At 72.1% G+C, this 10461-nt stretch carries 11 protein-coding genes and 1 pseudogene; 4 read left to right on the top strand and 8 right to left on the bottom strand.

The genetic code is table 11. The features are described 5' to 3' along the window. A partial coding sequence (locus DI269_RS15975; RefSeq protein ID WP_198667473.1) for a DUF3263 domain-containing protein occupies positions 1 to 282 on the top strand: 282 nt, incomplete at its 5' end. Here DI269_RS15975 and DI269_RS15970 read toward each other — a convergent pair. The 3 genes from DI269_RS15970 to mdh form a co-directional block, all read right to left on the bottom strand. Continuing rightward, positions 279 to 1514: an APC family permease gene (locus DI269_RS15970; RefSeq protein WP_112137537.1), complete on the bottom strand. Its 1236-nt coding sequence runs from the start codon at positions 1512 to 1514 to the stop codon at positions 279 to 281. The genes DI269_RS15975 and DI269_RS15970 overlap by 4 nt on opposite strands. Before the next feature lie 52 nt (positions 1515 to 1566). After that, a complete protein-coding gene (locus tag DI269_RS15965; protein ID WP_157975031.1) occupies positions 1567 to 2340 on the bottom strand; it encodes a phosphatase PAP2 family protein in 774 nt (257 codons plus the stop codon). A 95-nt stretch (positions 2341 to 2435) separates the two neighbouring features. Next, the gene (gene mdh / locus DI269_RS15960) at positions 2436 to 3386 is read right to left on the bottom strand and encodes a malate dehydrogenase (RefSeq protein WP_112137535.1); all 951 of its coding nucleotides are present in this window, start codon (positions 3384 to 3386) and stop codon (positions 2436 to 2438) included. Between the two features lie 251 nt (positions 3387 to 3637). Between mdh and DI269_RS15955 the strand changes: the two genes are divergently transcribed. Next, positions 3638 to 4531, top strand: coding sequence for a sulfite exporter TauE/SafE family protein (locus tag DI269_RS15955; protein WP_112137534.1), 894 nt, complete (start codon positions 3638 to 3640; stop codon positions 4529 to 4531). Positions 4532 to 4575: 44 nt separating this feature from the next. Here DI269_RS15955 and DI269_RS15950 read toward each other — a convergent pair whose 3' ends face one another. Further along, the gene (locus DI269_RS15950; protein WP_112137533.1) at positions 4576 to 5742 is read right to left on the bottom strand and encodes an acyl-CoA dehydrogenase family protein; all 1167 of its coding nucleotides are present in this window, start codon (positions 5740 to 5742) and stop codon (positions 4576 to 4578) included. A gap of 296 nt (positions 5743 to 6038) precedes the next feature. On the opposite strand from DI269_RS15950, the gene DI269_RS15945 reads away from it, so the two are divergent. Continuing rightward, the gene (locus DI269_RS15945) at positions 6039 to 7433 is read left to right on the top strand and encodes a UDP-glucose dehydrogenase family protein (protein ID WP_112137532.1); all 1395 of its coding nucleotides are present in this window, start codon (positions 6039 to 6041) and stop codon (positions 7431 to 7433) included. A gap of 124 nt (positions 7434 to 7557) precedes the next feature. On the opposite strand, the gene DI269_RS15940 is transcribed toward DI269_RS15945, so the two are convergent. Both DI269_RS15940 and DI269_RS15935 read right to left on the bottom strand, forming a co-directional pair. Then, complete coding sequence (locus DI269_RS15940) at positions 7558 to 7809, bottom strand: hypothetical protein (protein ID WP_198667472.1); 252 nt, start codon at positions 7807 to 7809, stop codon at positions 7558 to 7560. A 10-nt stretch (positions 7810 to 7819) separates the two neighbouring features. Then, positions 7820 to 8410, bottom strand: coding sequence for a non-oxidative hydroxyarylic acid decarboxylases subunit B (locus DI269_RS15935; RefSeq protein WP_112137531.1), 591 nt, complete (start codon positions 8408 to 8410; stop codon positions 7820 to 7822). Between the two features lie 53 nt (positions 8411 to 8463). Between DI269_RS15935 and DI269_RS15930 the strand changes: the two genes are divergently transcribed. Further along, the gene (locus DI269_RS15930) at positions 8464 to 9360 is read left to right on the top strand and encodes a polysaccharide deacetylase family protein (RefSeq protein WP_157975030.1); all 897 of its coding nucleotides are present in this window, start codon (positions 8464 to 8466) and stop codon (positions 9358 to 9360) included. Here the strand turns inward: DI269_RS15930 and DI269_RS15925 are convergent, their stop codons facing one another. Then, positions 9361 to 9795, bottom strand: a complete 435-nt coding sequence (locus DI269_RS15925) for a hypothetical protein (protein ID WP_157975029.1) — start codon at positions 9793 to 9795, stop codon at positions 9361 to 9363. 108 nt (positions 9796 to 9903) lie between these two features. Next, positions 9904 to 10461, bottom strand: a pseudogene (locus DI269_RS15920) (hypothetical protein); the annotation flags it as partial.

The raw sequence follows: 10461 nt of genomic DNA, 5'->3' as shown, positions 1-10461 counted from the left end.
GGCCCCGACGCCGCGCCGCGCCAGGCGGGCCCGCAGCTCGCCCCGCGCGACCCCGAGTCGAAGCTGTCCGCCTCGGACAGCCGCCTCCTCGCGTTCGAGGCGCGCTGGTGGCGCGCCTCGGGCGCGAAGACCCAGGCCATCGCCGACGAGCTGGAGCTCACACCCGAGCGGTACTACCAGCACCTGGCCCGCCTCATCGACCACCCGGAGGCGGCCGCGGAGCAGCCCGCGGTCGTCAGGCGGCTCCGGGCGGCCCGGGACGCGCGGCGCGCCGCTCGTTAAGCGTCCTTGCGCCGCTCCGTGACCCAGAACCAGGCGGCCCCGACGGCGAACACCGCGAGGCCGCCGAGCACGGACGCGAGCGGCAGGCTCGCGGCCACGAGCACGCACCCGGCGAGCCCCAGCCACGGCAGCGGGGCCCGTGTGTCGAGCGTGATCGCGGAGGCGTTCGCGACCGCGTAGTAGACGAGGACGCAGAAACTGGAGAACCCGATCGCCCCCGCCAAGTCCAGTGTGGACACCAGGAGGAGGACGAGGGCGCTCGCGGCGATCTCGGCCGCCCACGGGACCCCGAACCGCTGCGACACGGCCGCGAGCGGGCCCGGCAGGCGCCGGTCGCGGGCCATCGCGAGCGCGGTCCGGCCGATCCCGGCCAGGAGGCTCAAGAGCACTCCGGCGACGGCGATCCCCGCGCCGACCGCCACGAGCGGCTTGATCGCGGGCGCACCGGCCCCGGCCAGGTCCGACAGGGGCGCAGTCGATCCGGCGAGCGTGCCCGCGCCGAGGACGCTCAGCGCGGTCACCGCGACCGCCGCGTACACGAGCGCGGTGGCGCCGAGGCTGATCGCGACCGCGCGCGGAATCGTCTTCTCCGGGCGCGCGACCTCCTCGCCGAGGGTCGCGATCCGCGCGTACCCGGCGAACGCGAAGAATACGAACCCGGCCGCCGTCAGGACCCCCCACGGGTGCGTGTCCCCCAGCGGCCGGGCCGCGACCGGCCCGGTGAGCCCGGCGGTGACGACCAGGGCGAGCACCGCGAGCGTGATCCCCGCGAACACCGCCGAGGCGAGCGCGGTCCGGTGGACGCCGAGGAGGTTCACGGCGCAGAACGCGACGACCGCCGCGGCGGCGAGCGGCCGCGGCTGCTCCGGGGTCAGGTACGCGCCGAGCGTCAGGGCCATGGCCGCGCCGGAGGCGGTCTTGCCGACCAGGAACGCCCAGCCCGCGGCGAACCCGGCGGCCGGGTGGAGCCGCACCGTCCCGTACACGTACGCGCCGCCCGACTGCGGGTAGAGGGCGGCGAGGCGGGCGGAGGAGCGGGCGTTGCAGTAGGCGATGAATGCGGCGATCCCTAGGGCCGCAAGGAGTCCCGGACCCGATCCGGCGGCCCGGGTCGCGGGCCCCCAGACGGCGAAGACGCCCGCGCCGAGCATCGAGGCGAGCCCGATCGCGATCGCGGAAGGGAGGCCGAGGCGGCGCTTGAGGGGCGGCCGTTCTCGCGGGGGAGTGGGCATGTCTGAGAAGATACCGCGCCCGCGTTACGGAGACGGGCGCTGCGGAACCCGCCTACCGGTAGCGCCGCTCCGGCTCCAGCCACAGCGGCAGTCGCACTGTCGCCCAAGGGATCCGGTACATGAGCCTGACGATGATCACGCCGATGAACAGCCCCGCGAGCGAGTCGGTGAGCCAGTGGAAGCCCAGGTAGGTCGTCGAGAAGAACACGATCACGACCGGCGCGATCAAGAGCAGCCGGCGCTGCCAGGTCTTGAGGAGCGCGCCGACGAGCAGCATCAGGAGCCCGTACCAGACGAACGCGTTCACCACGTGCCCCGACGGGTACGCGCCGACCGCCGAGTCGCCCAGGCTCCCCAGCTCGGACCGGTCGGGGACGAACAGGAGCGCCTGCGAGGCGTCGGCGTACGGGCCCGGGTCGGGCCGCGGCCAGTGCGGGTAGATCCGCGGGAACGCGAGTTTCAGGACCAGGACCAGCCCGGCCATCCCGTACATGACGAGGAACGCGATCATCGGCCGGACCGTGTGCTTCCGGTACGCGAGGATCGCGGCGACGCCGAGCGCGACCGCGCTGAGGATGCCGCCCTGCCCGAGCTTGTTCGTGTACACCAGGAGCGTGTCGAACCACGGCGGCCGGTTCGCGTCCGAGAAGTCCCGCAGCCAGATGTCGAGGTCGATCAGGGGGCTGTGGAACGCCGACAGCCACGTGCACACCCCGAACGCGACGAGCATGGCGATCTCCAGCCACCACGACCCCGGACGCCTCGCCACGAAGGGCTCCCATTCGCCCGGGCGGGTCCGATCCATGCGCTGCCTCTTGACCGTCACGGGCGTAAGCCTAGCGACGACCGATCAGGGCCCGGAGCCATGTCGGAGACGCGGGAGGGGCGCCCGCGGCGGCGGACGCCCCTCCCGACGACGTGTTACAGCGTGGCGACGTCGGCCTGCTTGGCGCGGACGGCCTCGGCGGCCTCCTTCAGGTTCGCCAGCTCGCCGTCCGTCAGGGGGGTCTCGACGACCTCCTTGACGCCCTCGGCGCCGATCTTCGCGTTCACGCCCAGGTAGACGCCGGAGATCCCGTACTCGCCGTCGACCCACGCGCACACCGGCAGCACCGCGCCGGAGTCCTCGGCGACGGCCTTCGCCATGCGCGCGGCCGCGGCCGACGGCGCGTAGTAGGCCGAACCGGTCTTCAGCAGCGCCACGATCTCGGCGCCGCCGTTGCGGGTCTTGGTCACCAGCTCCTCGACCTTGTCGGCCGGGAGGAGGTCCGCGAGCGGCTTGCCGTCGACGGAGGACTGGCTGGGGACGGGCACCATGGTGTCGCCGTGCGAGCCGAGCGTCAGGGTCGTCACGGACTTGACGGGGACCTGGAGCTCCTCGGCCACGAAGTTCGTGAACCGCGCGGTGTCGAGCATCCCGGCCTGGCCGAGGACCCGGTTCTTGGGGAAGCCGGAGGCGAGCTGCGCGAGCGCGGTCATCTCGTCGAGCGGGTTGGAGACGACGATGATCACGGCGTTCGGGGAGTGCTTGACCAGGTTCTCGGTCACGCCGCGCACGATGCGGGCGTTCACTTCGAGGAGGTCCATGCGGCTCATGCCGGGCTTGCGCGGCAGGCCGGCGGTGATGACGATGACGTCGGACCCGGCGGTCTTCTCGTAGCCGTTGCCGTCGTTGTCGGTCGTGGCGCCGACGACCTTGGTCTCGAAGCCCTCGATGGTGCGGGACTGGTTCATGTCGAGGGCGATGCCCTCGGGCTTGCCCTCGACGATGTCGGTGAGGACGACCTCGTCGAAGACGTCGTACTCGGCCAGGCGCTGGGCGGTGGTGGAGCCGTAGAAACCGGCGCCGACGACCGTGACCTTCTTACCCATCGAATGCTCCTCTGCATTTCTGGTACGCCTGTGCACTGCGGCAGGCGATGGTGGTTGCCGGTAGGGGCTACGCGAGCGTAACCAGGACCGTTCCCCCACGCTATGACCCTGGTCTCGCCCAGTGCATCCGGCCCCTCACCGGGTGGCGGGGACCTCCATAACCGCCGGTCCCGGCCTGTGCGAGACGCCTCCGGGCGGCTCGTCGGCGGCGACTATCCTGGGTCGGTCCGAACCCGAGGGAGCCACGCGTCATGACCCCGATCGCCGTCGCCACCGCCGCCGCAGCGGGCCTGGTCGCCCAGCTCCTCGACGGCGGCCTCGGCATGGGCTTCGGCACGGTCGCCACCGCCCTCCTCGCCGGCATCGGCCTCGCCCCGGTCGTCGTCGCGGCAGCCGCGGCCTCCGCCGCACTCGTCGCCGGCATCGTCAGCACCGCCGCCCACACCCGCTTCGGCAACGTCCACTGGCCCACGGCACTCCCCCTCGGCGCGGCCGGCGCGGCAGGCGGCTTCACCGGCGCCTGGGCCCTCTCATCCCTCGCCGGCCTCGACGCCGCCACTCCCGTCACGAGCGCCGCCCTGATGGCGGTCGGCGCGGTCCTGGCCTGGCGCGGCTACAAAGGCGACCTCCCGATCGGCAAGCCCCGCAAAGGCTTCGCCGTCCCGACCGGCCTGGTGGGCGGCTTCGCAGGAGCGGTAAGCGGAGGATGGGGCCCCGTCACAGTCCCGATCCTCATGTCAGTCTCAAGACTCGAACCCCGAAAAGTCATCGGCTCGGCGGCATTCGCACAGACCCTTGCCGCAGCAGGCGCTCTCCTCAGCTTCTGGCTCTTCGCCCCGCAGAGCCTCGGCGTCGCCATGCCCCTCGCCGAAGGCCTCGCGATCGGCGCCGTCATCGCGGCCCCCGTCGCCGCCTGGCTCACCGGCCGCCTCCCGGCCGCCAAACTCACCGCCACCATCGGCATGCTCACCATCGCCCTCCACCTCCGCACCCTCCTGACCGACCTCCCCCTCCCCTGGCCCGCCGCAACCGCCCTCTACCTCGCCCTGGCCGCAGCCTGGGCCCTCGCCCTCGTCGGCCCCCGCAAGCGCCCAACCCCCCAGATCCCCGAACAACGCCCCGCCCCGGCCGAAGCCGAGGCATAGAAAAAGGCGGGTCCCGGAGGACCCGCCTGCTCCCTCATGAAGCTCTAGAACGCGTTGCCGCGCTGGAGTTCTCGGGCGATGACGATGCGTTGGACCTGGTTGGTGCCCTCGTAGATCTGGGTGATCTTGGCGTCGCGCATCATGCGCTCCAGGGGGAAGTCGCGGGTGTAGCCGTAGCCGCCGAGGATCTGGACCATGTCGGTGGTGATCTGCATGGCGGCGTCGGAGGCGAAGCACTTGGCGGCGGCGCCGAAGTAGGTGAGGTCGGCGGTAGTGCGTTCGGAGCGGGCGGCGGCGGCGTAGGTGAGTTCCCTTGCGGCGCTGATCTTCATGGCGGCGTCGGCGAGGAGGAACTGGACGCCCTGGAAGGCGGCGATCGGCTTGCCGAACTGCTCGCGCTCGGCGGCGTAGGCGGTGGCGGCGTCGAGGGCGCCCTGGGCGATGCCGAGGGCCTGCGCGGCGATGGTGACGCGGGTGTGGTCGAGGGTGCGCATGGCGAGCGAGAACCCTTGGCCTTCTTCGCCGATGAGGCGGCCGGCGGGGATGCGCACGGAGTCGAAGTAGACCTCGGCGGTCGGGGAGCCCTTGATGCCGAGCTTCTTCTCGGGCTTGCCGAAGGAGACGCCTGCGTCGGACTTCTCCACGACGAACGCGCTGATCCCCTTGGCGCCCTTGCCGGGCTCGGTCACGGCGAAGACCGTGTAGTACTCGCTGACGCCCGCGTTGGTGATCCAGCGCTTGACGCCGTCGAGGACCCACTCATCGCCTTCGCGGACGGCGCGGGTGGTCATCGAGGCGGCGTCGGAGCCGGCCTCGGGCTCGGAGAGGCAGTACGAGAACATCGCGTCCCCCGCGGCCACCGGCGGCAGGTATCGCCGCTTGAGCTCCTCGGAGCCGTCGAGGAGGACCGGCAGGGAGCCGAGCTTGTTGACGGCCGGGATGAGCGAGGAGGACGCGCACGCGCGGGCGACCTCTTCGATGACGATGGCGGTGCCGAGCGCGTCGATGCCCGCGCCGCCGTACTCGGCGGGGATGTGCGGGGCGTGCAGGTCGGCGGACTTGAGCGCCTCGTAGGACTGCTCGGGGAACGTCGCCGTCTCGTCGGCCTCGGCCGCGTGGGGGGCGACCCCGGCGTCGCAGACGCCGCGCGCGGCGGCGCGGATGTCGGCGTACTCGTCTGGCAGCTGGTAGGGGCTGAACCCGGTGGACATCGACGGCTCCCGGCTGTAGTCGCTGACTGTTGTTACTGATGAGTAATACTCGGCGAGTCTAGCCCATGGATCGTCGCACCGGTGATGGCCGCCACGGTGAATTATCCGCCGCTTCCCCGCAACGTCACCCGAAGTTCATGCGTGGAGCTGAATATACGATGGCGCAGGCCATAGGGGCGTTCACGTACAATTCGAGGTCGCCGCGCGATGCGGGATCATTCGTACGGGCGCCGCCGCACCCCCGGACCCGCACCCCCGACCAGCACTGCACCGATCACAGACAGGGCACGCATCTGATGGCCAACGCGAACCAGACCCCCTCGCAGAACCCGACGACCCGTCCGCGCATCTCCTTCCTGGGCTGCGGCTACCTCGGGGCGACCTACGCGATCTGCTTCGCGGAGCTGGGCTACGAGGTGATCGGGTACGACGTCGACACCGCGAAGATCGAGTCCTTCGCCTCCGGCACCGTCCCCTTCCACGAGCCGGGCCTGCCCGAGCTGCTCAAGAAGAACCTGGAGTCGGGCCGCCTGCGGTTCACGACCGACGTCCAGGCCGTCGCCGACTTCGCCGACGTCCACTTCATCTGCGTGGGCACCCCCCAGCGCAAGGGCGAGCACGGCGCGGACCTCTCCTACATCGAGTCGGCCGTGGTCGACCTCGCCAAGCACCTGACGCGCAAGGTCCTCATCGTCGGCAAGTCCACCGTGCCCGTCGGCACCGCCTCCTGGGTCCAGGAGCTGGTCGACCGCCACGCCCCCGCGGGGCTCGGCGTCGAGGTCGGGTGGAGCCCGGAGTTCCTCCAGGAGTCGAACGCGATGCACGACGTCCTGCGTCCCAACCGGATCGTCTACGCCTCCCAGTCGGAGTGGGCCTCGCAGCTGCTCAAGGACGTCCACCGCGGCATCCTCGAACTCGCCGCGGTCGAGGACCGCGAGGTGCCGGTCGTCGAGACCGACCTGGCCACGGCCGAGCTGGTGAAGGTCGCGGCGAACGCGTTCCTCGCCACCAAGATCTCCTTCATCAACGCGATGGCCGACCTGAGCGAGGCGGCCGGGGCCGACGTCGCCGACCTGGCCAAGGCCATCGGCTACGACCAGCGCATCGGCAACAAGTTCCTGCGCGCCGGCATCGGCTTCGGCGGCGGCTGCCTGCCCAAGGACATCCGGGCGCTCTCGGCGCGCGCCGGCGAGCTCGGGGTCGGGGAGTCGTTCCGGTTCCTCGACGAGGTCGACGCGGTCAACACGCGCCGTCGCACGCACACCGTGCGCGCCGTGGCGAACCTGGTCGGGCGCACCCCGGGCCCGAACGGGCCGGACCTGTCGGGCGTGCGCGTGGCGTATCTGGGCGCGACCTTCAAGCCCGACACCGACGACATCCGCGACTCGCCCGCGCTCGACATCGCCCGGCGCCTGCGCGCCGCGCGCGCCGACGTGGTCGTCTACGACCCCGAGGGCCTGGAGAACGCGAAGGCGTACGCGCCCGAGCTGAGCTTCGTGAAGACCCTCGCCGAGGCCGTGGCGGGCGCCGACGTGGTGTGCGCGATGGTCCCGTGGGAGGAGTTCCGCACCCTCGACCCGGAGGCCCTGGGCCGCCAGGTCGCCGAGCGCCGCCTCCTCGACGGCATGAACGCCTACGACCCGGAGCAGTGGCGCAAGCACGGCTGGACATACCAGGGCATCGGCCGCTAAAGCCACATTTCGGACTCTAGAGGGACCCCTGGGTCAATACTGACACGGGGGTCCGACAAGACCTCTTTCGAACAAGTCGCAACGAACGCTCGCAAAAGGCCGGGCCCGGCAAGCGGTCCCCGGTTCAGGTCGCGAAGTTCACCCGTGTGAACGGCCACGCGTGCGGCGCCCGCTCGATGAGCTCCTCCGGAGGGTCCGGGAGCCGCCGCGGGGGCTCGTCGCCGACCGCGATGACGACGACGCGGTCGCCCGAGACGAACACCTCGGTGCGGACCGCGGGGTCGGCGACCGCGCGCACGCCCTCGTCGAGGACCCAGCGCAGCAGTTCCGCGCCGCGCCCCTCGGCGGCCTTGGCCTCCCACATCAGGGTGTCCACCGGCTACTCCTCACTCCAAGGGGTCAGTGGAACCATTGTCGCCCAAGCCGTCCCAGCGCCGCGCCTTGGAGTAGTCGAGTCCGAACTGGTCGAGGGTGCGCGCCACGACGTGGTCGACGATGTCGTCGATCGTCTCGGGCCGGTTGTAGAACGCCGGGACCGGCGGGAGCACGACCGCGCCCATCCGCGAGAGCGCGAGCAGGTTCTCCAGGTGGATCTCCGAGAGCGGGCTCTCGCGCGCCAGCAGCACGAGCCGCCGCCGCTCCTTCAGCGTCACGTCCGCCGCGCGCCCGATGAGGCCCTCGGTGTACCCCGTGCGCACGGCCGCGACGGTCTTCATCGAGCACGGCGCGATGATCATGCCGTCGGTGCGGAACGACCCCGAGGAGATCGGCGCGGCCTGCTCGTTCGGCCCCCACGTGAAATCGGCGAGTGCCGCGACCTCGGCGACCGTGTACGGGGTCTCCAGCCGCAGCGTGGTGCGCGCCCACCGGCTCATCACCAGGTGCGTCTCGACGGTCCCGGTCGCGCGCAGCGCCTGGAGCAGGCGCACCCCGAACACCGCCCCGGTCGCCCCCGTCATCCCCACGACCAGTCGCATGCGCGCCTCCTCGAATCACCGGACAGATGGCCCGGCACACCTACAATCACGACATGGGACGCCACAAGTACGGCATCGCGGCCGCGCTCCTCGCGCTGTTCGTTCTCGCGTGGCTGTGGCCCGAGGGCGAGACGCCGCCGGCCGGGACCCTGACCGCGAACGAGCCTACCGGGGCGGAGGCCCCCGCGTCCTCCGCCGAGGAGGAGGCACCGGCCACCGAGGACGAGTCCTCGGCCGAACCGGAGACGAGCGCCGCGCCCGAGACGACCCCGGCCGCGACGCCGACGCCGACGTCGGACGTCCCCGAGTCGCCGTCGTCGGCGCCCGCCGCCGAGCCCGCCTCGAACGCGTACGACGGGCCGCTGGGCACCCGCAACCACACCGGGGACGACTCGGTCGCGCTCACCTTCGACGACGGGCCCTCGCCCGAGTGGACGCCGAAGGTCCTCGACATGCTCCGCGAGCGCGGCATCAAGGCCACGTTCTGCGTCATCGGCGCCTACGCCGAGGCGTACCCCGAGCTCGTCGCCGACATCGCGCGCGAGGGCCACACCCTGTGCAACCACTCCTGGTACCACGAGTTCGACCTCGGCACCTGGAGCGAGGACGAGATCCGCGCGAACCTCCAGCGCACCAACGACGCGATCCTCAAGGCCGCGCCGGGCGCCGAGATCGCGTACTTCCGCCACCCGGGCGGGCAGTGGACGGACCGGGCGATCGCGGTCGCCGCGGAGCTCGGCATGGAGTCGCTGCACTGGGCCGTGGACCCCTCGGACTGGGACAACGAGACGACGGAGAAGCAGATCAAGGACCACGTGCTCGACAAGACCGGGCCGGGCGCGATCATCCTGCTGCACGACGGGGCGTCGAACCAGAAGGACATGTGCGGGGCCCTGGAGTCGATCCTCGACGAGTTCGAGCAGCGCGGCTACACGTACTCGGGGTTGTAGCTACCGCAGGTCGGCGGGCATGCGGCGGCCCGGCAGGAGCGCGAGGAACGCGAGCGCCAGGAGGCCGACGCTCATGCCGGCCTGCACGGGGAACGCGAGGCCGAGGATCCCGCCGGAGGAGTTCTCGCCGCCGTCGACCGGGCCGGAGCCGGGCTGGCCCGCCTCGCCGGTGGGGCCGTCGCCGCCGGAGCCGTCGGAGCCGTTCCCGTCGTCCTCAGGGCCGTCCTCGGTGCCGTCGCCGTCGTAGCTGGGGCTCTCGGTCGCGTCGGAGCCGGGCGGCCACGGGTTCGTCTCGTCCGCGTTCACCCAGTCCACTTGGGACACTGAGGATTCGTCCCGCGGTTCGGATGCGCCGTACCAGGGCAGGGAGAGCAGGCCCACCGCCCCGATCACGGACGCGACGAGCACCAGACGCCGGAGCCCACACTTGCGCACACGTACACCTTAGTCGCGGGCGGCCAGGACCGCTCGCCTGTCGGGGCATGTAAGCCGAACGAGTTCGCTTGACCGTCAACGGGGAACACGGGCGGGGGCGGGACGGGGTCAGGCCGCGGCGGCGCGGGAGGCGCGCACGGTGCCGGCCACGACCGCGCCGACGAACACCGACGCGACGTACACCGCGAGCACTCCGTAGACCACTGTGGCCACGACCGGGCTCGTGGCGACGGCGACCGCGGCGGCGCCGATCGCGATGAGGCTCCGTGCGGGCCAGCCGAGGCCGAGGTCGCGGCGGGCCACCGGCGAGGCGGCCTTGTCGAGGCCCGCGGCGAGGTCGTAGAAGTACAGGGCGATCACCGTGAGCAGCAGGTACAGGACCGGCCAGGCGACTTCGGCCGCGATCCCGGCGGCGCAGATCGCGCCGAGTTCGACGGCGCGCAGCCCGGCCGGGATGTACCAGTCGAGGATGCCCTCGTGGTCGGTGCGGGCGACCGATCCGGCGAGGACGAGCGCGAGGGCGGCGAGCCCGAACGGGACCCACGGGGCCGTCCCGAGCGCGGCGGCGAGCACGGCCCCGCCGGCCGAGAGGACGGCGGCGGCGGTCGCGGCGAACGGCGTCATGTCCCCGCCGAGGCTGGTGCGCGGGACGAGGCGCGCGAGCGG

Source organism: Glycomyces dulcitolivorans, from assembly GCF_003265355.1.
In the GTDB taxonomy this organism is placed as follows: Bacteria; Actinomycetota; Actinomycetes; order Mycobacteriales; family Micromonosporaceae; genus Glycomyces; species Glycomyces dulcitolivorans.
Note: the sequence above shows the minus strand (reverse complement) of the source record. Positions and strands in the feature narration are given on the sequence as shown.